Source organism: Streptomyces sp. NPDC050508 (assembly GCF_040655155.1).
Classification (GTDB): Bacteria; Actinomycetota; Actinomycetes; order Streptomycetales; family Streptomycetaceae; genus Streptomyces.
Genome location: NZ_JBFAJJ010000001.1, coordinates 990,284 through 1,013,192, shown reverse-complemented (window position 1 = coordinate 1,013,192; position 22,909 = coordinate 990,284). Strand labels below are relative to the sequence as shown.

Annotated in this window: 19 protein-coding genes; 13 read left to right on the top strand and 6 right to left on the bottom strand. The window is 70.7% G+C overall.

Annotation, left to right across the window (positions count from 1 at the left end; translation table 11 throughout):
* Positions 1-6 precede the first annotated feature (6 nt).
* Positions 7-1,182 (bottom strand): Lrp/AsnC family transcriptional regulator, encoded by a 1,176-nt coding sequence (locus AB0I69_RS04545; RefSeq protein WP_363094026.1) that lies wholly within the window; start codon positions 1,180-1,182, stop codon positions 7-9.
* 83 nt (positions 1,183-1,265) lie between these two features.
* Here AB0I69_RS04545 and AB0I69_RS04540 point away from each other — a divergent pair, with 83 nt between their 5' ends.
* Positions 1,266-2,546, top strand: coding sequence for an amidohydrolase family protein (locus AB0I69_RS04540; RefSeq protein ID WP_363094025.1), 1,281 nt, complete (start codon positions 1,266-1,268; stop codon positions 2,544-2,546).
* A gap of 5 nt (positions 2,547-2,551) precedes the next feature.
* Here the strand turns inward: AB0I69_RS04540 and AB0I69_RS04535 are convergent, their stop codons facing one another.
* On the bottom strand, positions 2,552-3,622 hold the full coding sequence (locus AB0I69_RS04535) for an LLM class flavin-dependent oxidoreductase (RefSeq protein ID WP_363094024.1): 1,071 nt from the start codon (positions 3,620-3,622) through the stop codon (positions 2,552-2,554).
* 145 nt (positions 3,623-3,767) lie between these two features.
* Between AB0I69_RS04535 and mgrA the strand changes: the two genes are divergently transcribed.
* The 9 genes from mgrA (at position 3,768) to AB0I69_RS04490 (ending at position 13,420) form a co-directional block, all read left to right on the top strand.
* On the top strand, positions 3,768-4,811 hold the full coding sequence (mgrA, locus tag AB0I69_RS04530) for an L-glyceraldehyde 3-phosphate reductase (protein ID WP_363094023.1): 1,044 nt from the start codon (positions 3,768-3,770) through the stop codon (positions 4,809-4,811).
* Positions 4,812-4,872: 61 nt separating this feature from the next.
* Positions 4,873-5,868, top strand: a complete 996-nt coding sequence (locus AB0I69_RS04525; RefSeq protein WP_363094022.1) for a Dyp-type peroxidase — start codon at positions 4,873-4,875, stop codon at positions 5,866-5,868.
* Between the two features lie 106 nt (positions 5,869-5,974).
* Positions 5,975-6,856 (top strand): xanthine dehydrogenase family protein subunit M, encoded by an 882-nt coding sequence (locus AB0I69_RS04520; RefSeq protein ID WP_363094021.1) that lies wholly within the window; start codon positions 5,975-5,977, stop codon positions 6,854-6,856.
* Between the two features lie 2 nt (positions 6,857-6,858).
* On the top strand, positions 6,859-7,386 hold the full coding sequence (locus AB0I69_RS04515) for a (2Fe-2S)-binding protein (RefSeq protein WP_363094020.1): 528 nt from the start codon (positions 6,859-6,861) through the stop codon (positions 7,384-7,386).
* Positions 7,383-9,779, top strand: coding sequence for an aerobic carbon-monoxide dehydrogenase large subunit (locus tag AB0I69_RS04510; protein WP_363094019.1), 2,397 nt, complete (start codon positions 7,383-7,385; stop codon positions 9,777-9,779). The genes AB0I69_RS04515 and AB0I69_RS04510 overlap by 4 nt, the downstream gene beginning before the upstream one ends.
* Before the next feature lie 11 nt (positions 9,780-9,790).
* The gene (locus tag AB0I69_RS04505) at positions 9,791-10,672 is read left to right on the top strand and encodes an XdhC family protein (RefSeq protein ID WP_363094018.1); all 882 of its coding nucleotides are present in this window, start codon (positions 9,791-9,793) and stop codon (positions 10,670-10,672) included.
* Positions 10,669-11,562, top strand: a complete 894-nt coding sequence (locus AB0I69_RS04500) for a MoxR family ATPase (RefSeq protein WP_363094017.1) — start codon at positions 10,669-10,671, stop codon at positions 11,560-11,562. The genes AB0I69_RS04505 and AB0I69_RS04500 overlap by 4 nt, the downstream gene beginning before the upstream one ends.
* Positions 11,559-12,194 (top strand): SRPBCC family protein, encoded by a 636-nt coding sequence (locus tag AB0I69_RS04495; RefSeq protein WP_363094016.1) that lies wholly within the window; start codon positions 11,559-11,561, stop codon positions 12,192-12,194. Before AB0I69_RS04500 ends, AB0I69_RS04495 begins: the two co-directional genes overlap by 4 nt.
* Complete coding sequence (locus tag AB0I69_RS04490; protein WP_363094015.1) at positions 12,191-13,420, top strand: VWA domain-containing protein; 1,230 nt, start codon at positions 12,191-12,193, stop codon at positions 13,418-13,420. The genes AB0I69_RS04495 and AB0I69_RS04490 overlap by 4 nt, the downstream gene beginning before the upstream one ends.
* A gap of 81 nt (positions 13,421-13,501) precedes the next feature.
* On the opposite strand, the gene AB0I69_RS04485 is transcribed toward AB0I69_RS04490, so the two are convergent.
* Positions 13,502-14,461: a LysR family transcriptional regulator gene (locus AB0I69_RS04485; RefSeq protein WP_363094014.1), complete on the bottom strand. Its 960-nt coding sequence runs from the start codon at positions 14,459-14,461 to the stop codon at positions 13,502-13,504.
* A gap of 355 nt (positions 14,462-14,816) precedes the next feature.
* Here AB0I69_RS04485 and AB0I69_RS04480 point away from each other — a divergent pair, with 355 nt between their 5' ends.
* The gene (locus tag AB0I69_RS04480; protein ID WP_363094173.1) at positions 14,817-15,533 is read left to right on the top strand and encodes an NPP1 family protein; all 717 of its coding nucleotides are present in this window, start codon (positions 14,817-14,819) and stop codon (positions 15,531-15,533) included.
* 25 nt (positions 15,534-15,558) lie between these two features.
* Here the strand turns inward: AB0I69_RS04480 and AB0I69_RS04475 are convergent, their stop codons facing one another.
* Positions 15,559-16,974 (bottom strand): FAD-binding oxidoreductase, encoded by a 1,416-nt coding sequence (locus AB0I69_RS04475; RefSeq protein WP_363094013.1) that lies wholly within the window; start codon positions 16,972-16,974, stop codon positions 15,559-15,561.
* Positions 16,975-17,078: 104 nt separating this feature from the next.
* On the bottom strand, positions 17,079-19,679 hold the full coding sequence (locus AB0I69_RS04470; RefSeq protein WP_363094012.1) for an AAA family ATPase: 2,601 nt from the start codon (positions 19,677-19,679) through the stop codon (positions 17,079-17,081).
* Positions 19,680-19,775: 96 nt separating this feature from the next.
* Here AB0I69_RS04470 and AB0I69_RS04465 point away from each other — a divergent pair, with 96 nt between their 5' ends.
* Entirely contained in the window at positions 19,776-20,669 is an 894-nt protein-coding gene (locus AB0I69_RS04465) for an alpha/beta hydrolase (RefSeq protein WP_363094011.1), read from the top strand.
* Here AB0I69_RS04465 and AB0I69_RS04460 read toward each other — a convergent pair.
* A complete protein-coding gene (locus AB0I69_RS04460; protein ID WP_363094010.1) occupies positions 20,623-21,132 on the bottom strand; it encodes a hypothetical protein in 510 nt (169 codons plus the stop codon). The genes AB0I69_RS04465 and AB0I69_RS04460 overlap by 47 nt on opposite strands.
* A 306-nt stretch (positions 21,133-21,438) precedes the next feature.
* On the opposite strand from AB0I69_RS04460, the gene AB0I69_RS04455 reads away from it, so the two are divergent.
* Positions 21,439-22,809: a ricin-type beta-trefoil lectin domain protein gene (locus AB0I69_RS04455; protein ID WP_363094009.1), complete on the top strand. Its 1,371-nt coding sequence runs from the start codon at positions 21,439-21,441 to the stop codon at positions 22,807-22,809.
* The last annotated feature ends 100 nt before the right edge of the window (positions 22,810-22,909 follow it).

The window sequence follows — 22,909 nt, the reverse complement described above, 5'->3', positions numbered from 1 at the left end:
CCGGTCTCAGCGCCAGAGGCGTTTGTCGTCCGGTACGGCGAGGAGGCTGTCGGTGGGGAGGTGGGTTCCCTGGGGTTCGCGCAGTGGTACGACGCCGACGCAGCGGCCGTCCCGGTCCAGGATCCGGCCCATGTGCTTCACCGTGCGCAGGACCACCGAGCGGTCGTCGATCACCAGGCGCGGGAGTCGGCGCGAGAGGTGCGCCTCGAAGGTGTGGACGTCGGCCAGTGCGCGCAGCCAGACGTCGATGACGAGGTTGTGCGGTCCCGCGGTGATCGCGCAGGAGCGGACCTCCCGGACGCCGGACAGGACGCGGCTGGTCTCCTCCAGGTACTGGGCGGGTACGGAGGCGAAGTACACAGCGGAGAGCGGCCAGCCGGACAGCGGCCGGGCGAGGTCGCAGCGCAGGCTCACGCGGGAGGCCAGCAGCGACTGGAGTCTGCGGCGGACCGTGGTGACGCCGACGCCGGTGGCGGTCGCCAGGGCGCGGATCGACATCCGGCCGTCGGAGCTGAGGAGTTCGAGGATCTGCGCGTCCAGGGAGTCCCAGGGCGCGGTGGTCCCCGTGTCCGGGTCGGGCGGGATGTCCGACGCGTGGCTCGCCTCGATGCGCGCGCACTGCGCGGCGTCCAGGCTGCGCAGCCGCCAGCGGCTGCCCTCGGTGGGGACGCCGGTGGAGACGTGGGTGCGGGTCGCGCGGACGCCGGGTGTCTGCTGGAAGAGCCGGGTGGTGAGGTGGGCGAGTTCGTCGAGGTCCCTGGTCTGGACGGCGGTCACGACATCGCGGCCACCGGCCGTGATCTTGACGTTGGCCACGGCGTGTTCGGCGGCGAGGGCGCGGGCCACGTCCTCCGCGACGCCCGGTTCGGTGTCGACCTCGACGATTCCCGTCACCACGATCCGGAAGTCCGACAGCCGTGGATAGGCGGTCACCCAGGCCAGCCCGGCCTCCTCCAGCCGCTGCCAGCGCCGCGCGACCGTCACCGGGTTCACGCCGAGGACGTCACCCACCAGGGTCCACGGTGCCCGGGGGTGGATCTGCAGTGCGTGGACGACACCGCGGTCCAGTTCGTCGAGCTCCGCGGCAGCGAAATCCTGCGCCTCCGGGGACGGCGCATTCCTGCGCACCCGACTCGAATCAGGACCGGAAGCTGCACCGTAGCGCGGGGTTATCTCGTCCATTGCAGACTCCCTTTCGCCTGTTCCTGACACCGAGGTTCCCCGACACCGAGGTTCCTGATACCGAGGAGTGATTCGGCCCCACCATGACGGATGCCATGACACAAGAGACCTTTCGGACCATGTTGCGCGTCGAGAACGCCCGCCTCGTCGACGGTACCGGTACCGTCCCGGTGGCCGACGCCGTCATCGTCTCGGATGCGGCGGGAACGCTCACCTACGCCGGACCAGCCGCTACCGCCCCACCGGTGCCCGGCGACGCCGCCACGGTCCGGATCATCGACGCGGGCGGCCGGACCGTGCTCCCCGGATTCTTCGACTGCCACACCCACCTCGCGTACGCGCAGGGCTCGCCGCCCGGCCGCCGCGGCGAACTCGACCCCGTCCTGGTCACCTACGACACCGCGACCCGGCTGCGGCAGACCCTGGACGCGGGTATCACCACCGCCCGTGACCTGGGCGGACTCTCCACCGGGTTCCGTACCGCCGTAGAGACGAACCGGATCGTCGGCCCGCGGCTGCACACCGCCGTACGGATCATCAGCCACACCGGCGGACACGCCGACTTCCGCCTCCTCGACGGCACCGACCTCAGCGGCGGCGAGATGGCCGAATTGGCCGACACCGTGGACGAGTCCCGGCTCGCCGTGCGCAAGGTGATCCGCGCGGGTGCCGACGTGATCAAGATCTGCGCCAGCGGTGGCATGGCCAGCCCCTACGACCAGCCCGAGGACGAGGGGCTGATGGAAGAGGAGATCCGGGCCGTGGTGGACGAGTGCCGGCGCCACGGCGGCAAGCCGGTCGCCGCCCACGCCCAGGGCACCGCGGGCATCCTCAACGCCATCCGTGGCGGCGTCACCAGCATCGAGCACGGCTACGGCCTGGACGAGCGGGCGCTGGACCTGGCGGGCGAGCGGGGCACGTTCGTCGTGCCGACCCTGTCCACCGTGTTCGCGGGCATCGACAAGGACCTGATGCCGGAGCACCACTACCAGAAGAAGGTCCGCTGGTCGGGCATCACCAAGGAGAACATCGCCCGCGCCATCGAGCAGGGCGCCCGTATCGCGCTCGGCACCGACGCGGCGGTCTGCCCGCACGGCCAGAACCTGCTGGAGCTGCGCTTCCTCGTGGACCTGGGCATGGACCCCATGACCGCGATCGTGGCCGGCACCCGCGTCTCCGCCGAACTCCTGGGCCTGTCCGACCAGTTGGGCACGCTGACCGCGGGCAAGACCGCCGACCTGATCCTGTGCGACGGGGACCCGCTCGCGGACATCGGCGTGCTCGGCGATCCCGGCAACATCGTGTGTGTCGTCCAGGACGGCGTCGTACGCAAGGATCTGTTGCCCGCGGCGGGAACCCGCTGAGGGTCTCATCCCCGGAGGACACCTGAGCGGAGGGCCGGCAGGACCGAGGCGCCGACGGTCTCGATCAGGTCGGTGGGCAGGTCGTAGGAGCCGACGTGCTGGAGGAAGACGTCGGTCACCCCGGACGCGCGCAGGGTCCGGAGCCGTTCGGTGATCTGTGCGGCCGTGCCGATCAGGCAGAACTCCTCGGCGAAGCGGACGGCCGTCTCGTCGCTGATCCAGGCCGAGCAGATCCTGACGGCCGCGTCCCAGTCCTCGGCGTGCACGAGGTCCGGGTAGACGCCCTCCACCGTGGCCGGGACGTCCACGTCGATGCCGGCGAGGGCGAGGAAGGACCCGCCGCCGTTCTGGGCGATCGAGGCGCAGATCGGTTTGATCCGGCGGGCCTCGGCCTCGATGTCGTCGGTGACCGCGCAGAACGCCGACACCGTCACCGGGAGCGTCTCGGCGTTCCGGCCTGCCGACTCCGCGCCCTCCCGCACCCGGGCGGTGGCGGCGGCCAGGGTGCGCGGTGAGACTCCGCTGAGCAGGATGACGCCGTCGGCGATCTCCCCGGCGAGGCGCAGGTTGCGCGGCCCGCTCGCCGCCAGATGCAACGGCACGGAGGGTTGCGGGTCGCGCAGCCGGGAGCGGACCTTGCCCTCGAAGTCCCAGTCGCGCCCGTCCAGCAGGGCGCGCAGCATGCTCAGGCCCTCGCGCAGTTCCGCCGAGCCGGTCTGCCGCAGGCCGACGGGTCCGACGGAGCTGTTGCCGACGCCGATGCCGAGGGTGAACCGGCCGGGCGCGAGTTCGGCGACGCTGCGGGCGGCCGACGCGACGACGGACGGATGCCGGGTGGCGAGGTTGGTGACGGCGGTGCCGAGGCCGATCCGTTCGGTGGCGAAGGCCGCGGCGGTGAGCGTGGTGAACACGTCCCGCCACAGCAACTGCGAGTCGGGGAACCACACTTGGTCGAAGCCGAGCTCCTCGGCCCGTCGTACGGTCCGGGCAACGCGGTCCGCCCGGTCGCAGGGCGGGATACGCACGCCGATCCGCAGCGGGCCCTCTTCGCGGCTCTCCGAAATGTCGCTGTTCATGGAGAGGACCCTAGGGACGAACGAGGGACCGTCGAACAGCCTCGGTCCGCTCAGCGATCCGCTCCCGGATTCAGTGCCGGCGCTGCTGAATCCGATGAAAGGGATCGGTTGGACGCGCACGGCGAGCGCGGGCACAGTTGGCGTCGTGAACCACATCGCAGATCCAGGGCGCTACGACAGCACGATGCGCTACCGCCGCACCGGACGCTCGGGGCTCGACCTGCCCCTGCTGTCGCTGGGCTACTGGCACAACTTCGGTGACGACCGGCCGTTCGAGACGCAGCGCGAGATCGCGCTCCGCGCCTTCGACCTCGGCATCACCCACCACGACCTGGCGAACAACTACGGCCCGCCCTACGGCGCCGCCGAGTCCAACTTCGGCCGACTGCTGAAGCAGGACCTCGCGCCGTACCGGGACGAGCTGGTGGTCTCCACCAAGGCCGGCTGGGACATGTGGCCCGGCCCCTACGGACAGGGCGGCGGCTCCCGCAAGTACGTCCTGGCCTCCCTCGACCAGTCGCTGAAGCGCACGGGCCTCGACTACGTCGACATCTTCTACTCCCACCGCCTCGACGCCGGCACCCCGCTCGAAGAGACCATGGGCGCACTGGACACCGCCGTCCGCCAGGGCAAGGCGCTCTACGTGGGCATCTCCTCCTACGACGCCGAGCGCTCCCGTGAGGCCGCCGCCATCCTCCGCGAGCTGGGCACACCGCTCCTCATCCACCAGCCGTCGTACAACATGCTCAACCGGTGGGTAGAGGACGACGGGCTGCTCGACGCCGCGCAGGACGAGGGCTTCGGGGTCATCGGTTTCACGGCGCTGTCGCAGGGGCTGCTGACCGGGCGGTACCTGGACGGGATTCCGGAGGGGTCGCGGGCCGCGCAGGGCACGTCGTTCGACGCGGGCTGGCTGACGGAGGACATGGTGCGCCGGCTGCGCGCGCTGAACGACATCGCCGCCCGGCGTGGGCAGACCCTGGCGCAGATGGCGCTCGCCTGGGCGCTGCGGGACGAGCGGGTCACCTCGCTGGTCATCGGCGCCTCCCGCACGGAACAGCTCGAACAGAACGTGGCCGCGCTGGACAACCTCGCCTTCACCGCCGAGGAACTGACCGAGATCGACTCGTACGCCGTGGACGGTGGCGTCGACCTGTGGCAGGACGCGCGGACTGGGAAACTCGGCTGAAGCTCGAAGTGTCGGCCGCGCCGGTCGGCATCTCCCAGGACACCGCGGAGGCGTGGAGTACATGACAGTTGAGGGCACGGACGGCATCGGTAACGACGGGACCGTCCCGACCACGCAGGCGGTGCTGGAATCCCTGACCCCCAGCGCGGCGTTCCTCGTCGTCACCGTGGAGCCGGGCGGCGAGGAGACGGTGCGCCAACTCCTCGAAGATCTGGGCGGGTTGATCCGGTCCATCGGGTTCCGCGCGCCGGACGGGCGGCTCAGCTGTGTGACCGGGATCGGGTCGGAGGGGTGGGACCGGCTGTTCGGCGGTCCGCGTCCCGCCGAGTTGCATCCGTTCCGCGAACTCGTCGGCGACCGGCACCGTGCCGTCTCCACCCCCGGCGACCTGCTGTTCCACATCAAGGCCGTACGGGCCGACCTGTGCTTCGAGTTGGCCGCCGAGATCATGGGCCGGCTGGGTGGCGCGGTCTCCGTGCGCGACGAGGTGTCCGGGTTCCAGTACTTCGACGTGCGCGATCTGCTGGGCTTCGTGGACGGCACGGAGAACCCCGTCGGGGAGACGGCCCGGCAGGCGGTGGTGGTCGGTGGCGAGGACCCGGAGTTCGCGGGCGGCAGCTACGTGATCGTGCAGAAGTACGTCCACGACATGGCGGCCTGGAACGCACTGCCGGTGGAACAGCAGGAACGGGCCATCGGGCGCAGCAAGTTGACCAACATGGAGATGGACGACGACGTCAAGCCGGCCGACTCGCACATCGCGCTGAACGTCATCACCGGTCCGGACGGCACCGAGCGGAAGATCCTGCGCGACAACATGCCGTTCGGCAGCGCGGGACAGGGCGAGTTCGGCACCTACTTCATCGGGTACGCCCGGACGCCCTCGGTCACCGAGCAGATGCTGCGCAACATGTTCCTGGGCACGGACTCGGCGTCCCACGACCGCATCCTGGACTTCTCCACGGCCGTCACCGGGAGCCTCTTCTTCGTGCCCTCCGCGGACTTCCTGGACGACCTGCCCGCTTCCCCCGCTCCCCAGGACGAGCAACTTAAGTGAACGGTTAACCAGCCGTTGACACCCCTGTCTGCCGAGCGCCCAATGAGGCCCGGACACGGCGCCCGGCCGACCGGCCAAGGGCCGTGCGAGACAGGGGGATTGCGGTATGCAGGTTCCCGCTCCGTTCGAGTACCAGCGGGTCGGCAGCGTGGGCGAGGCGGTCGCGCTGCTCGACCGGCTGGGCGACACGGCACGGCTGGTGGCCGGCGGGCACAGTCTGATCCCGATGATGAAGTTGCGGCTGGCCAACTTCGAGTACCTGATCGACATCAACGACCTGCACGACGAACTGGGTTACGTCCGTGTCGAACCCGGGCTGATCCGCATCGGCGCGATGACCCGCCACCGCGAGCTGCTGGAGTCGGACGAACTCGCCGCCGCCTTCCCGATCTTCCGTGACGCCGAACGCGTCATCGCCGACCCCGTGGTCCGCAACCGGGGCACGCTCGGTGGCTCCCTGTGTCAGGCCGATCCGTCCGAGGATCTCTCCGCGGTGTGCACGACGCTCGACGCGAGCTGCGTGATCCAGGGCGTGGACGGCGAACGGGTGGTGTCCATGGAGGACTTCCACCAGGGACCGTACGAGACCGCGGTCGGCGACGCCGAGATTCTGACCGAAGTCCGGTTCCCCGTCCGCCCGAACGGGTCCAGCGCGTACGAGAAGGTCGAACGGCGGGCCGGTGACTGGGCAGTGGTGTCAGCCGGGGCGGGCGTGTGGCTGGACGGCGACGGGCTGATCGCCGACGCCCGCGTGGGGCTCGCCGCCGTGGGACCGAACACGGCGGGCATCCCCGGCATCGCCGACGCCCTGCGCGGCCGACGGCCGACCGAGGAACTGTTCGGACAGGCCGGGGACATCGCCGCCGAGGCCTGTTCCCCGGTCACCGACCGGCGCGGCAGTGCCGAGTACAAACGCCATCTGGCACGGGAGTTGACCGTGCGCGTGCTGCGCAGGGCCGTGGCCCGCATCGACGGACAGGAGGTGTGATCGTGCAGGTCAGCATGACCGTCAACGGCGAAGAGGTCACCCGGGAGATCGAGGGGCGGCTGCTGCTGGTCCACTTCCTGCGCGACCACCTCCGACTGACCGGCACCCACTGGGGGTGCGACACCAGCAACTGCGGTACGTGCGTGGTGTGGTTGGACGGCGAACCGGTCAAGTCCTGCACCGTTCTTGCCGCGATGGCGGGCGGCCACGAGGTACGCACCGTCGAGGGTCTCGAACAGAACGGTGAACTCGACCCGGTGCAGCGCGGGTTCGTCGAGTGCCACGGTCTGCAGTGCGGCTTCTGTACGCCCGGCATGATGATGACGGCGCGTGCGCTGCTGGACCGGAACCCCGATCCCTCCGACCAGGAGATCCGGGAGGCGATCTCCGGGCAGATCTGCCGCTGCACCGGTTACGCGACCATCGTCCGCTCGATCCGGTGGGCGGCGGCCGAGGAGGCCGGGACCCGAACTTCCCTGGAAACACAGGCCACTTCGGCTACAGCTACAGCTTCGGGGAGCGCGTCATGACCGCCGTCTCCGAGAACGGCCACCGCACCGCGTTCGTCGACAACGACCAGAAGCCCTGCGGCCACGGCCGGATGCTCCGCAAGGAGGACCCGCGCTTCGTCCGGGGCAAAGGCCGTTACGTCGACGACCTCGACCTGCCCGGCATGCTGCATCTGGCCATCCTGCGCTCGCCGTTCGCGCACGCCCGCGTCCTCTCCGTCGACACCACCCTGGCCGAGGCCCACCCGAAGGTCCGCCTGGTCGTCACCGGCGCGATGCTCGCCGAAAAGGGCTTGGCATGGATGCCGACCCTCTCGAACGACGTGCAGGCGGTCCTCGCCACCGACAAGGTCCGCTTCCAGGGCCAGGAGGTCGCCTTCGTCGTAGCCGAGGACCGTTACGCGGCCCGGGACGCGCTGGAGTTGATCGACGTCGAGTACGAGCCGCTGGACCCGGTGATCGACGTCCGTACCGCCCTCTCCCCCGACGCGCCCGTCATCCGCGACGACCTGGAGGGCAAGGCCGACAACCACTGCTTCGACTGGGAGACCGGCGACGAGGCCGAGACCGACGCCGTCTTCGCCCGCGCGGACGTCGTGGTCACCGAGGACATCGTCTACCCGCGTGTGCACCCGGCCCCCATGGAGACGTGCGGCGCGGTCGCGGACTACGACCAGGTCGACGGCCGCCTCACCCTGTGGTCCACCACCCAGGCCCCGCACGCGCACCGCACCCTCTACGCGATCGTGGCCGGGCTGCCGGAACACAAGATCCGGGTCGTCTCCCCCGACCTCGGCGGCGGCTTCGGCAACAAGGTGCCGATCTACCCCGGTTACGTGTGCGCGATCGTCGGCTCGCTGCTCATCGGCAAGCCGGTGAAGTGGATGGAGGACCGCGCGGAGAACCTCATCAGCACCGGTTTCGCCCGCGACTACGTGATGCGCGGCGAGATCGCGGCCACCCGCGACGGCAGGATCCTCGCCGTCCGCACCCAAGTCCTCGCCGACCACGGCGCGTTCAACGGCACGGCCGCACCCGTGAAGTACCCGGCCGGCTTCTTCGGTGTCTTCACCGGCAGTTACGACATCGAGGCCGCCCACTGCAAGATGACCGCCGTCTACACCAACAAGGCGCCCGGCGGGGTGGCTTACGCCTGCTCCTTCCGCATCACCGAGGCGGTTTACCTGATCGAGCGGATCGTGGACTGTCTCGCGTACGAACTCGCCATGGATCCGGTCGAGTTGAGGATGAAGAACTTCATCCGGCCCGAACAGTTCCCGTTCCGCACCAAGACGGGCTGGGTCTACGACTCCGGCAACTACGCGCCCACCATGGAACTGGCCAAGGAACTCGCCGGCTACGACGCGCTGCGCGCCGAGCAGGCCGAGAAGCGGGCCCGCGGTGAACTCATGGGCATCGGCGTGTCGTTCTTCACCGAGGCGGTCGGCGCGGGCCCCCGCAAGGACATGGACATCCTCGGCCTCGGCATGGCCGACGGCTGCGAACTGCGGGTGCATCCGACGGGGAAGGCGGTCGTACGGCTCTCGGTGCAGTCGCAGGGGCAGGGGCACGAGACGACGTTCGCGCAGATCGTCGCCGAGGAACTCGGCATCCCGCCACAGGACATCGACGTGGTGCACGGCGACACCGACCAGACACCCTTCGGCCTCGGCACCTACGGCAGCCGCTCCACCCCCGTCTCGGGCGCCGCCGCGGCGCTGGTCGCCCGCAAGGTGCGGGACAAGGCACGGCTGATCGCCTCCGGGATGCTGGAGGTGTCGGTCGCCGACCTGGAATGGGAGAAGGGCTCCTTCCACGTCGCGGGCGACCCCGAGGCCTCGGTGACCATCCAGGCCATCGCGATGCGGGCGCACGGCGCGGGCGATCTGCCCGAGGGGGTGGAGGGCGGTCTTGAGGCGCAGATCTGCTACAACCCGGAGAACCTCACCTATCCGCACGGCGCCTACATCTGCGTCGTCGACATCGATCCGGGCACCGCGAAGGTGACGGTCCGCCGTTTCGTCGCGGTCGACGACTGCGGCACCCGTATCAACCCGATGATCATCGAGGGGCAGGTGCACGGCGGGCTCACCGACGGCGTCGGCATGGCGCTGATGGAGATGATCTCCTTCGACGAGGACGGCAACTGCCTCAGTGGCTCGCTGATGGACTATCTGATCCCGACCGCGCTCGAAGTCCCCGACTGGGAGACCGGGTTCACCGTCACGCCCTCCCCGCACCACCCCATCGGCGCCAAGGGCGTCGGCGAGTCCGCGACGGTCGGCTCGCCGCCCGCCATCGTCAACGCGGTGGTCGACGCCCTGAAGCCGTACGGCATCCGGCACGCGGACATGCCGCTCACGCCCTCGCGGGTGTGGGAGGCGATGCAGGGCCGACCGGCTCCGCCGATCTGAAGGTGGCTGCGATGACCGGCAAGTTGAGTGCGCGGGCCCTCGAACTCACCGAGCGGCGCGTGCCGTTCGTCCACGCGCGCGTGGTGCGCGCCCAGGCGCCCGCCTCGGCGCACCCGGGCGACGAGGCCATCGTGCACGGCGACGGCACCATCGACGGCTTCGTCGGCGGCCAGTGCGCCGAGGGTTCGGTGCGTACGGCCGCGCTCGGCGCCCTGCACGACGGCGGACCGCTGTTGCTGCGCGTCCTGCCGCAGGGGGACGCCGAGTTCCCCGAGACGCCCGGGGCGCGGGTCGTGGTCAACCCCTGCCTGTCCGGCGGCGCGTTGGAGATCTTCCTGGAGCCGGTGCTGCCACCGCCGCTGATCGAGATCGTCGGAACCACGCCGGTGGCGGAGGCCTGCGTAGCCTTCGCCGCCCTGCTGGGTTATGCCACCGCACGCTCCCTGCCCGACGGCCCGCCCTGCGACCACCCGGCGGCGGTGATCGTGGCCGGGCAGGGCCGCGGCGACGCGGAATCCCTGCGCGCCGCCCTCGACGCGGGCGTCGGGCACATCGCGCTGGTCGCCAGCCACCGCCGTGCCGCCGCACTCCTCGACGAACTCGGCCTGACCGAGGCGGAACGGGCCCGGGTCCAGGCTCCGGCCGGGCTGGACATCGGCGCGCGTACGCCACCCGAGATCGCGCTGTCGATCCTGGCGGACGTGGTGCGGGTCGTACATGCGGCGAAGGCCCCTGTGCCCGAGCTCCCTTCCCAGGCCGTGGACCCGGTGTGCGGGATGACCGTGACCGTGCGCGCCGACACACCCCATCTCGCCACCGGGGAGGGCGAGTTCTGGTTCTGCGGGACGGGCTGCCGGGACCGCTGGTCCGCAGGTGGGCGGGCCAGCGAGTGAGCGGACTGTTCACCGACGCCGACGACGTACGGCGGCGGCTCGGCGAGGTCGGCCACCTCGTCGACGACGGCACGGCGACCGCCCTCTTCCTGGCCACGCTGCTCGACCGGCCGCTGCTGCTGGAGGGCGAGCCCGGTGTGGGCAAGACCAGTGCCGCGAAGGCGCTCGCCAGGGCGCTGGACACTCCGCTGATCCGGCTGCAGTGCTACGAGGGGCTGACGGCGGGCGAGGCGCTGTACGAGTGGAACTACCAGCGCCAACTGCTCGCCGTCCGACTCACCGAGGCGCACGGCCGGGAGCTGTCCGACGCCGACCTGTTCACCGAGGACTTCCTGCTCGACCGGCCCCTGCTGCGGGCGGTACGCCATCAAGGCCCGCTGCCGCCCGTGCTGTTGATCGACGAGATCGACCGGGCCGACGACGAGTTCGAGGCGCTGCTCTTCGAGTTCCTGGGCGAATCCGCCATCAGCATCCCGGAGTTGGGCACCTTCACCGCCGTACGACCGCCCGTCGTGGTGCTCACCTCCAACCGCAGCCGCGAACTGCACGACGCGCTGCGCAGGCGCTGCCTCTACCACTGGATCGACTTCCCGACGCCCGAACGCACGGCGGAGATCCTGCGTCGCACGGTACCGGCCGCGAACGAGCCGTTGATCGCGTCCACGACCGAATTCATCGGCCGGGTGCGCGAGTTGGACCTCGACAAGGCACCCGGCATGGCGGAGGCCATCGACTGGATCTCCGCCCTGGCGGCACTGCGGGTCGCGCGACTGGCCCGCGACGACATCGTCCGCACGCTCAGCACGGTCGCCAAGAGTCCCGACGACCGCACCGTCGTCGTCGGGGCCCTCGACGCGCTCGGCTATCCCGAAGAAGCGAGGAGACCATGAAGATCGACAACGAGTTCAGCGTCGGTGTGCCGGTCGAGCGGGCCTGGCAGGCGCTCACCGATCTGGAGGCCCTCGCCCCGTGCATGCCCGGTGCCGAGCTGACCGGCGTCGACGGTGACGTCCACCGGGGCAAGGTGAAGGTCAAAGTCGGGCCCATGGTCAGCCAGTTCGCGGGCACGGCGCGTTTCGTTGAACGGGACGAGAGCGCCCATCACGCCGTGATCAGCGCGGCCGGCAAGGACATGCGCGGGGGCGGCAACGCGTCCGCGACGGTCGACGCCCGACTGCGCGGCGAGGGCGCGGGCACGGTCGTGACGGTCAGCACGGACCTCAACATCAGCGGCAGGCTGGCCCAGTTCGGCAGCGGCATGATCAAGGAGATCTCGGAGAAGTTGTTCGCGCAGTTCGTCGCGAACGTGGAGACGCAGTTGCTGGCGACGCAGGAGCAGCAGCCGGAGGCGGAACCGGTATCGGAGACGCAACCGGCGGCACCCGTAGCCCAGTCTCGGTCGGCGCCGAGCGAGCCGCTGGACCTGATGCGGGTGGCCGGTGCGTCCGTGTACAAGCGGCTGCTCCCCGCCGTCGGCGTGGTCGTCGTGATCGCCGTGGTGGTCTATCTGCTGGTCCGATGAGGCCGAGCGGCCCGTTGCTGCCCGCCGTAGACCGGGCCGCCTTCGCCACCGCGCTGGCCGCCCGGCTCAGGGAGCACGGCGTACGGGTGGGTCTGACCGGCACCCGGGATTTCGTGGACGCGCTCGCCGCCGCCCCGCCCAGGACGCGCACGTCGCTGTACTGGACGGCTCGCGTCACCCTCGTCCGCGACCATCCCGACCTGGCCCGCTTCGACCAGGTCTTCGACGCGGTCTTCGGGCAGTCCGTGCTCGCCGTGGACCCGAACGCGCGCCGCACCGGGCACGGCGCGGCTGCCGGCCTCCGGGAACCGGTTCGTTCCGATGCTCACTCCGGTGCCGCCGTCAGCGGTTCCGGTCTGCCGTGGGTGACCTTGCCGCCCGCCGTCGACGGTGCCGAACACCGGGAGGACCGTGCCCTGACGATGCCGGAGCGCCTGCCGAGTGAGCTGGCGTCCGCCGTGGACACACCGTTCGGTGAACTGGACGCGGGGCAGGGCGAGTTGCTCGGCCGCCTGCTCGAAGCGCGGCTGCGGGAGTGGCCCGTACGCCGCACCCGGCGCTACGCCGTGCGGGCGAGCGGTCACCGGGTGGCGGTCCGGGAGACCGTGGCCCGGGCCCGGCGGACCGGCTGGGAACCGGTGCGGCTGGTCAGGACCGGGCCGGTGGACAGGCCGCGCCGGGTCGTCGTGCTGTGTGACGTGAGCCGGTCGATGCAGGCGCAGGCGGTGGCGTATCTGCATCTGATGCGGGCCCTCGCGCTGACGACGCATGCCGAGGTCTTCGCGTTCGCCACGTCCTTGACCCGGCTCACGACGGTGCTCGCGCGCCGCTCGGCGCAGGAGGCGTTCGACGAGGCGACGGAGCGGGTCACCGACCGGTTCGGCGGCACCCGCATCGCCCACTGCCTGGGCACGCTCCTCGCCTCGCATCACGGCGGCACCCTGCGCGGCGCGGTCGTACTGATCGCCTCGGACGGCTGGGACGGCGATCCGCCGCACCGGCTGGCCACGGTGATGGCCAGGCTGCGCCGCCGCGCCCACACGGTGATCTGGCTCAACCCCCGAGCCGCCGCCCCGGGCTTCACACCCCGCACGACGACGATGACGGCGGCCCTGCCGTACATCGACCTGCTGCTGCCGGCCGACAGCTTCGGCGCGCTGCTGCGGGTACCGGGGGAGGTGGCGCGGCTCGGAAGGCGACGGGGACGGGAAACTCCGTTGCGGTAAGGCGCCCTAAAGGGGCGCGGGGAACTGCGCGACCAGCCCCCACCGGCCCGCAGACAGGGAACCGGCGACCCCGCGGAGCACTCAACTCCACAACGTCACATGAATAGCCGGCCGGAACCGTCCCGCCGTAACCCCCGCACCACGCAGCATCGCCTGCGTGGCCCGTGGCGTGGTGACGAACCGCCGCAACTCCGCGGCAGCGGGCGGCGCTTCGCGATCGGGAAGGGTGAGCAGGTTCCAGGAGCCGCGGGCCGGGAGCTGGGGGCCTGCGAGTTGGCGAAGGTCACCCTCGGCAAGATCCTTCGTCACGGCGAAGGCGACCGCGAGAGCAACTCCCTTACCCCGCTTGGCCTCATCGACAGACGCGGCATGACTCTGAAAGATCCGCTGGTTGTGTTCGGGAATGCCCAGCCGCCGCAGCACCGACGGCACCATCCCCGTCCGCCCGACCGCCGAGGGACCGAGCAGCCAGGTCTGCCCGCGCAGCTCCGCCGCTCCGGCACTCGCCGCGGCGGCGAGCGGATGGTCGGGTCCCACGACGGCGATCACCTGGTAGTTGAGGAAGTGGGTGCAGGTCATGACGTCGTCGAGGGTGGCGGGGCGGGGTCCGACGGCCACGTCGACGGAGCGGGTGAGCAGCAGGGAGGCGAACTTCTGCGGGTTGTGCACGCTCAGTTCGACGTCGAGGTCGTCGGCGCGCCCCGCGAACAGTTCGATCAGGCCGGGGGCGGCATGCTCGGCGAACAGGCTCGACGCGGCGACGCGCAGCAGTCGCCGTCCGGAGCCGGCCTGCTTCACCTCAAGGATCGTCTGGTCCTGAAGTCCCAGCATCTCGGCGGCACGGCTGGCCAGCCGCAGCCCGCCCGGTGTGAAGGCGAGGCCGTTGGCCGTGCGGGCGAAGAGCTTGTCGCCGAGTTCCCTGCGCAGATGCGCGATGTGGATGGAGACGGCGGACTCGGTGACGGCGAGATCGGCCGCCGCGGCCTTCACGGAACCGAGGCGGACGGTCGCCGCGAAGGCCCGTAGTTGCGCCGGAGTCAACCAGAACCTCCCGCACTCACCACGGGTGCCCATTCACCTGTGCCGTGGACCTCAAATTAGCGCACCTGTTCGCCGAGAGCCATGGTCGCGCCGCGAGCCGTGGAAACACAGGAAAAGCACAGGTGGGAAAGTTCAGCGGTCTGCCAAAACCCGTACACCGCACGGGTGTTGACGTGCCCACACCGGCCTGCGATGGTCTGGACCTGGCGCAGCCAGTAGCGCCCCCCACAGCCAAGAACCTGGAGTTGGCGTGCCTCATCCGACACCCCCCACCACAAACCCGGCAAGAGCCGCGAAGCCCCGGGCGCGCACCCGGCGCCTCCGCCGCTCCGCCGTCGTCACCGTCCTCGGTGCGCTGGCCCTCGTCATCGGGCAGGCGACGGCCGCCCAGGCCTCCGTACTGACGGCGCTCCCGCAGAACGCCGACGGCCTGGAGCAGACCTTCTCCCCGGCCTACGACTACGACGGCGACGGCTGCTACGCCACGGCCGCCATCGGCCTGGACGGCACCATCAACCCCGGGCTGAAGCTCGGCGGCGACGTCAACGGGCACTGCCACGACCTCGCCCAGCTGAACAACTCCAACACGTACTCGCGCGAGAAGTGCAACAACGACTGGTGTGCGGTGATGTACGCCAGCTACTTCGAGAAGGACCAGGTCACACTGGGTCCGGCGGCCATCGGTCACACCCACGACTGGGAGCACGTCGTGGTGTGGATCAAGGACAACACGGTCCAGTACGTGTCGGTGTCGCAGCACTCCGCGTACCAGGTGTCGGCGGCCTCGGGGGTGCGCTTCGACGGCACGCACCCCAAGATCGTCTACCACAAGGACGGCATCGGCTCGCACGACTTCCGCTTCGCCAACACCAACGACGAGCCCGCGGAGAACGCCACCGGCAACTGGTTCTACCCGCGTCTGGTGGGCTGGAACGGCTACCCGGCCGGCCTCAAGGACAAGCTCCTGGCCGCGGACTTCGGTTCGGCCACGCTGAAGATCAGGGACAGCGACTTCAACTACGCGCTGTCCATCGCGGAGCCGTCCGGCATCTCGTTCGACCCGAACGCGTGATGCCGGCCCGGCCTCGGAACTGGTTTTACGGGCGGGTCTCGTAGCGCGGTTTCGGGGCCGGCTGGATGTTCTGGTTGAGGCGGAAGACGTTGTCCGGGTCACGGTCGGCCTTGATGCGGGCCAGGCGGTCGTAGTTGCCGCGGTAGCTGGCCCGGACACGTTCCTGACCCTCGTCCATCATCATGTTCACGTAGGCGCCGCCCGCCGAGTACGGGTGCAGGGCCTCCTGGTAGTCGATGGCCCACCTCTTGATGAGGCCGGCGTTGGCGGGGTCCCTGTCGACGCCGGCGAAGACGGACGCCCAGCGTGCGTCGCGGTACGCCCACGGGGTCTCCTCGTTCCCGACGTCGTGGGCGGCGCCGTCGATCGGGTAGAGGTGCATCGTCGACTGCGGGGTCGGGACCTCCGCGCCGAACTTGGCGTGGAGTTCTACGGCGTCGTCGGGGATGTCGTTGACGAAGTCGGCGCGCCAGTACCACTGGTCGCCGGGCGGGTAGAGCCCGTCGAACATGCCCTGCATGTCCGGGTGTTGCATCGGTCCGGCCGCGTGCAGGAGCGGTGCGGGCAGCGCGTCGAGCAGGGGCGCCATCTCGCGTGCGGCGGCTTCGGTGTCGCCGCCGGTGTAGCACCACACGACGCCGGCCGTCTTGCGCAGCTGTATCTCCTCGGGGAACGGCGGGGCGGGCGGCACGCTGCCGTGCAGGAAGAACGCGGAGAGTTCGCGGGGCGCGTTGGGCAGGAAGTCCCGGTAGGCGCTGAGGACTTCGGCGCTGATCTCGACCGGCCAGAAGGTGGGTCCGGCGACGACCGTGCTCACCTCGTGCAGCCGGAACAGGAACGAGGTGACGACGCCGAAGTTGCCGCCACCGCCGCGGACCGCCCAGAACAGGTCGGTGTTCTCCCCGGCGCTGGCCCGCACCTGGCTGCCGTCGGCCAGGACCAGGTCGGCCGCCAGCAGGTTGTCGATGGTGAGCCCGCACTTGCGGGTGAGGTGGCCGAGTCCGCCGCCGGTGGCGATGCCGCCGACGCCGGTGGTGGAGATGATGCCGCTGGGGGTGGCGAGTCCGTGCGCGTTGGTGGCACGGTCCACCTCGCCCCACACACAGCCGCCGCCGACCCGCACCGTGCGCGCCCCGGGGTCCACCTGGATGTCCTTCAGGGGTGACAGGTCGGCGACCACTCCCCCGTCGACGGTGCCGAGCCCGGCTCCGTGGTGGCCGCCGCCGCGTATCGCGAGGGGCAGGTCGTGGGTGCGGGCGAAGGCGATCACACGCGCCACGGCGTTCGCGTCGGCGCAACGGGCAATGAGGGCAGGCCGTTTGTCGATCATCGCGTTGTAGACGGTGCGGACCTCCGGGTAGGCGGCGTCGTCCGGGCCGATCAACTCCCCGGTGAAGTCGGTCAGTTCACGGCGAGCGGCCTGTGCGGGTGTGCTGGACATGCGGATCCCCCGTTTCGTGGTGCTCTGGATGACCTCCTTGTTCTATTTCGCCCGGAACGGCACGGTCATCCGTGCGCGTCACCCAGCTCGGCGGCGCCGGGTACCTACGTTTCGCCGTACGGCAGCAGTCCGAGTTCCGTGGCGCGGGCCGCTGCCTGCTTCCTGGTGGGTGCGTCGAGCTTCTCCAGTACGGCCCGTACGTGGTTGTCGACGGTACGGACGGACACCACGAGCCGGTCGGCGATCTCCGGGTTGGTCAGGCCGTCCACCAGCAGTCGTACGACCTGGAGTTGGCGTTCCGTGAGTCCGCCCGGGTTGCCCCGGGTCGCCGCGTGCGGGCCGCGGGGGATGCGGCGGACGCCGAGGTCGCGCAGTTCGGTACGGACGAGACGGGCGAGGGGTTCGGCGCCGAGTGCGTCGAGTTCGGCGAGCGCGGTGAGTTTGTCGGCCGGGTCGGGGCTCTCCGCGAGCGCGGCGGCGTGCTCGTAGGGGCAGCCCGCCTGCTGCCACAGGTCCGCGGCCCGTTTCCACTCACCGGCCGCCTGCAAGGCGTACGGGTGGTCGCTGTCCTCGACGGCCACGGAGCGCCCGGCCTTGGCGAGCCAGTAGCCGAGTTCGGCCCGGTACGGCCCGTGGCCCAGCCGGCACGCCTGCTCGTGGACCGCCCGCACCGCCTCGGCCGCCGCCCTGTGGTCGCCGCGCAGCCAGGCCGCCTCCGCCAGTACGGCCGCCACCGGGGCCATGCGTTGCAGCTCCCCGGCCCGTACGGCGATCTCCCAGGCCTGGGTGAGGAGTTCGTCCGCGCCCGGCCTGCCGCACCGGACGCGCACGCGGGCCAGCACGGTCAGCGCGGGACAGCGGGCGGGCACGAACTCGTGCATCCCGTACTCGGCGTGCCGCTCGGCGTCTTCCCAGTCCGCCGCGGCGAGTCGGCGCATGGACTTCTCGACGTGCAGATAGTTGAAGAACCCCAAGTGCTCAGCGCGGTCGGCGAGTTCCATGGCCGGGGGCAGGTAACGGTCGGCCTCGCTGTACTGGAGGTTGTCGAGGAGGGACCAGATGATGTTGGCGTAGGACCGGCAGGCGTGTTCGACCTCGCCTGCGGCCAGAGCCACGGCGAGGCTCTCCTCCAACTGCCGTCGCCCGTCCGGGTCCCCGCTGCGCCAGCGGGCGGAGCCGACGTTGTTGAGGGCGTGGGCCAGGATCGCCGCGTCGTCCGCGCGCCGGGCCAGGGCGATGGCGCGCTCGCCGTGCGCGATGGCCTCGGCGTACCGGTCGGACAGCATCCGCAGCTGGGCGGTGTTGCTGAGCGCGAGGGCCAACAGCCGGTCGTCACCGGCGTGTTCGAGGACGGCGATGGCTTCGCGCGCCGCGTCCCGCGCCTCCTCGGCATGGCCCGCCCACCAGTGGATACGGGACAGCCAGCGCAGATCGGCGCCGAGGGCGAGGGTGTCGCCGAGGGAGCGGCGGAGCGCCACGGCTTCCCGTTGGGCGGCGACGGCCTCGACGGAGTCGGCGAGGGTGTAGCACTCCACGGCGTAGCGTTCGAGCAGGTCGGCGAGTTCGGCGGGGGTGTAGCGGTGCCGTTGGCGCAGCACGAGCCGTAGCTGGGCGGCGGCCTCGCGGTGGGCGCCCGCCGCTGTGGCGTCCCGGGCCGCGTCGGGTCCGTAGCGGGCGATGGCGTCCTGGTCGCCGGCCTGCGCGGCGTGGTGGACGATGCGGGCCCGGTCGGAGCCGGGCCGGGCCACGAGCGCGGTGAGGACCTCGCGGTTGAGGTCGATGCGGCGGGCCGCGGGCAGGGAGTCGACGACGGCTCGGCGGATCAACTCGTGCCGGAACGCGACCCGTTCGGGAGTCACCGCGAGCAGTCCGCGCTGCTCGGCCGCGGCCAGTCCGGCGACGCCGTCGGCCAACAGCGTGTCGACGAGGGGCCGTTCGACGGCCGAGGGCACCACGGCGAGTTGCTCCAGCGCGTCCACGGTCCGGCCGTCCAGTCCGCGCAGCCGGGCCAGCACCGCGTCGACGACGGTCGGGGGCACTCCCCCGGTGCCGCCGGCCGCGAGGACCTCGGCGACGAAGAAGGGGTTGCCCGATGTCACCTCATAGACCTCCGCCGGGTCGAGCCTGCTGGCCGAACTGAGCGTGTGCACCGCCGACTTGGAGAGTCGGGCCAGCGGCAGCCGGTGTACGCGGTCCGCGCGGGAGACCTGCCCGAGGAGGTGCCGCAGCGGGTGCTCGCGGCTCAACTCGTCGTCGCGGTAGGTGAGGACGAGTACGGCGGGCAGCCGTTCCATCCGCCGGACCAGGAAGCGCAGTGCGTCCAGCGAGGCTTCGTCGGCCCAGTGGACGTCCTCCACGACGAGCACCGCCGGATGCGGTATCCCGGCCAACTCACTTTGCAGGGCTTCGTAGACGCGGTGCCGGTCGCCGCCCTCCATGACGGCCTGGGAGAGTTCGGCCCCGACGCTGCCGACGAGGTCGCGGAACGGGCCGAGGGGACGGCGCGTGGCGAGGTCGTCGCACTGTCCCAGGAGGATGCGGGTGCGGTGCGGCAGTCGGTCCGGCATGGCCTTGACCAGGCTCGACTTGCCGATGCCGGCCTCGCCGAAGACGAGCGCGACGGACCCGGCCCCGTCCGCCGCCTCACGTGCGGCCGAGGCCAGTCGCGCCAGCTCTGACTCGCGTTCGAGGATCCCCCCATCCACGCCGCTGATTGTGCCACTCGCCGGGAACTCCCGTACGGGTGTCACACTCCGGACCTTCGCCGCCCTCTTGAGTGCAGACACCCATGGGAGGCGTTCATGAACAGGACCGCACCGGCCGGGACCACCGCGCAGCACCTGATCGAGCTCTCGGCCGGACCCCTCGCGTACGAGGACACCGGCGGCGACGGTCCCGTCCTGGTGCTGCTGCACGGTCTGCTGATGGACGCCTCGCTGTGGGCCGCCCCGATCGCCGAACTGTCCGCCGCCCACCGGTGCGTGGCCCCGACCCTCCCGCTCGGCGCCCATCGCCACCCGATGCGCGCGGACGCCGATCTGTCGCTGCCCGGGGTGGCCAGGCTCGTCGCCGAACTCCTCGACCGGCTGGATCTGCGGGACGTCACGCTCGTCGGGAACGACACCGGCGGCGCACTGGTGCAACTGCTGATGGCGGACGGGGCCGCACACGTAGGGCGGGTGGTGCTCGTCTCCTGCGAGGCGTTCGACAACTTCCCGCCAGGCCTGACGGGCCGGACGCTCGTGCTCGCGGGGCGCCTCTCGCCGTGGCTGTTCGGGCAGTTCATGCGGCAGATGCGGGTGCGGGCGCTGCGCCGCCTCCCGTTCGCGTTCGGATGGCTGACGAAACGCGGGGACGCGGTCACCGCGCGGTGGACGGAGCCGGTCCGGCGGCAGCCGGAGATCCGCCGTGATGCCGTACGCCTACTGCGCGCCGCGTCACGGAACGGGCGCCGTCTGCTGGAGGAAACCGCCGTACGGCTGCGGGAGTTCGACCGTCCCGCACTGGTGGTCTGGGCGAGCGAGGACCGGGTGATGCCGCCCGAGCACGGGCGCCGACTGGCCGAACTCCTGCCGTTGGGACGGCTGGTGGAGGTGGCCGACGGCTACACGCTGCTCCCGCTGGACCGGCCCGCCGAACTCGCCCGGGTCATCGGCGAGTTCGTACGCGCGTCCGCCCCGCCCGCACCGGCCTGATCGCGTGTCCGCGGCGCGGCTTGGGGGCGTCGAGCATGCTGACGCCGTTGTAGTTCCGGCCGTGCACGTAGAACGTGGGCCCGGCGACGAAAGTGACGACGATGGCGACGACGCTGATCGGGAAGAGAACCGGGAGCGACTGGCCCTCGGGGAGGGTCTTGCCGCCCTCGTGGATCGCGTAGGCGAGGGCGGCGAAGAAGACGACCGCGCACACGATCCCGATGACACGCATGACGGCCGCGAGCGTGCGGGTGGTGGACCGGTCGCGGACCTCGGCCAGCAGGGACGCCGAGCACTCGGTGCAGGTCAGCTCCACCGTGTGCTTGCCCGACGGAGGCCGCTTGACCATGTAGTGGGCGTCGGTCCAGGTGATCGTGCGCGTCTTCGGCCTGATGACGCCACCCGTGACCTTGTCACTGAGTATGTGCCGGACTGCGACCTCCGCGGTCCCCGGTGTGCTCATGGTTCCTCCGACACGCGCCCTGGCGATCATCACGAAGCCTGCACAGTGTGACCTGTGGGAACCGGCCACTCAATGGTCCTGGCGATTTCTTTTCCTTCGCCTACAACTTCTCAACTCAGCCGGGACGTGCGGGACTTCTCCGGTCGCACCTCTTGACGGCTTTGGTGCAGACCTTTAGGTTCACCAGCCAACAGACCTCCCATGAATGCATTCCCCGCTCACATATGTGAACACCCGTGTTCACCTCTCACCGCCCTCACGCCGGCGGCGTCCACCCCCCACCCCAGGACGAAAGGGCCCCTCGTCATGCAACGCCTCGCCCTGCGCTGCGCCCTCGCGCTCTCCCTCGGCCTCACCGCCGTCGGCACCCTCGCAGCTCCCTCCGCCTCGGCCGCGACCGGCACGATCACCGGCCTCGGCGGCAAGTGTCTCGACGTCGCCGGCGCCAGCTCGGCCGACGGCACGGCCGTACAGATCTACGACTGCAACGGCACCGCCGCCCAGCAGTGGACGGTCGGCTCCGACGGAACCATCAGAGCCCTCGGCAAGTGCCTTGACATCACCGGCAATTCGACGGCCAACGGCGCCCAGCTCCAGCTGTGGACGTGCGGCGGCAGCGCCAACCAGCAGTGGACGGTGAGCGCCGCGAAGGACATCGTCAACCCGGCCGCCAACAAGTGCCTGGACGTCACGGGCAACACCTCGGCCAACGGCACCCGTACCCAGATCTGGACCTGCTCCGGCGCCGCCAACCAGAAGTGGACCGCGCCCGCCGCCGGCGGCACGACACCGCCCACGACCGCCCCGATGGCCGTGGCCCCGTACCTCTACAACGGCTGGGGAAACCCGCCCAGCCCTACGACTGTCATGAACGCGACCGGCGTGAAGTGGTTCACGCTGGCGTTCGTCCTGAGCAACGGCTACTGCAACCCGCAGTGGGACGGCGGCCGTGCGCTGACCGGCGGCGTCGACCAGCAGACCATCACCACCGTGCGGGCGAACGGCGGTGACGTCGTCCCGTCCTTCGGCGGCTACAGCGGCAACAAGCTGGAGAGCTCCTGCTCCAGCGCGAGCGAGCTGGCGGCGGCCTACCAGAAGGTCATCAGCGCCTACTCGCTCAAGGCCATGGACATCGACATCGAGGCCGACGCGTACAGCAACGCGACCGTGCAGCAGCGGACCGTGGACGCGCTGAAGACCGTCAAGGCCAACAACCCGGGCCTCAAGGTGTACGTCACCATCGGCACCGGGCAGAGCGGCCCCGACACGAGTCTCATCAACCGTGCCGCGTCGTCCGGACTGACCGTGGACGCCTGGACGATCATGCCGTTCGACTTCGGCGGCGCCGGCCAGAACATGGGCACGCTCACCCAGCGCGCCGCCGAGGGCCTCAAGACCGCGCTGAAGAACGCGTACGGCTACAGCGACGACGCGGCCTACCGGGACATGGGCATCTCCTCCATGAACGGCATCACCGACAACAACGAGACCGTCACCACCGCCGACTTCCAGACCATCCTCGGCTACGCGCAGACACACCACCTCGCGCGACTGACGTTCTGGTCGGCCAACCGTGACCGTCCCTGCCCGGGCGCCTACCCGAACGACGACACCTGCTCGGGCGTGAGCCAGAGCAACTGGCAGTTCACCAGCATCTTCGCCCAGTACACGGGCTGACGGACGCCTCCCTCCGACCTTCCTCACCAACCCCCCATCACCACAGGAGAATCCGTGCTCAGACGGAAGAGACTGACCGGACGCCACCGCATTCCGAGAG

Bases quoted from the DNA above. Each gene is read 5' to 3' on its own strand.
- AB0I69_RS04465 (WP_363094011.1), top strand. From the start codon at position 19,776: ATGAACAGGACCGCACCGGCCGGGACCACCGCGCAGCACCTGATCGAG.
- AB0I69_RS04455 (WP_363094009.1), top strand. From the start codon at position 21,439: ATGCAACGCCTCGCCCTGCGCTGCGCCCTCGCGCTCTCCCTCGGCCTC.
- AB0I69_RS04540 (WP_363094025.1), top strand. From the start codon at position 1,266: ATGACGGATGCCATGACACAAGAGACCTTTCGGACCATGTTGCGCGTC.
- AB0I69_RS04525 (WP_363094022.1), top strand. From the start codon at position 4,873: ATGACAGTTGAGGGCACGGACGGCATCGGTAACGACGGGACCGTCCCG.
- AB0I69_RS04545 (WP_363094026.1), bottom strand. From the start codon at position 1,182: ATGGACGAGATAACCCCGCGCTACGGTGCAGCTTCCGGTCCTGATTCG.
- AB0I69_RS04505 (WP_363094018.1), top strand. From the start codon at position 9,791: ATGACCGGCAAGTTGAGTGCGCGGGCCCTCGAACTCACCGAGCGGCGC.
- AB0I69_RS04535 (WP_363094024.1), bottom strand. From the start codon at position 3,622: ATGAACAGCGACATTTCGGAGAGCCGCGAAGAGGGCCCGCTGCGGATC.
- AB0I69_RS04495 (WP_363094016.1), top strand. From the start codon at position 11,559: ATGAAGATCGACAACGAGTTCAGCGTCGGTGTGCCGGTCGAGCGGGCC.
- AB0I69_RS04490 (WP_363094015.1), top strand. From the start codon at position 12,191: ATGAGGCCGAGCGGCCCGTTGCTGCCCGCCGTAGACCGGGCCGCCTTC.
- AB0I69_RS04460 (WP_363094010.1), bottom strand. From the start codon at position 21,132: ATGAGCACACCGGGGACCGCGGAGGTCGCAGTCCGGCACATACTCAGT.
- AB0I69_RS04475 (WP_363094013.1), bottom strand. From the start codon at position 16,974: ATGTCCAGCACACCCGCACAGGCCGCTCGCCGTGAACTGACCGACTTC.
- AB0I69_RS04510 (WP_363094019.1), top strand. From the start codon at position 7,383: ATGACCGCCGTCTCCGAGAACGGCCACCGCACCGCGTTCGTCGACAAC.
- AB0I69_RS04520 (WP_363094021.1), top strand. From the start codon at position 5,975: ATGCAGGTTCCCGCTCCGTTCGAGTACCAGCGGGTCGGCAGCGTGGGC.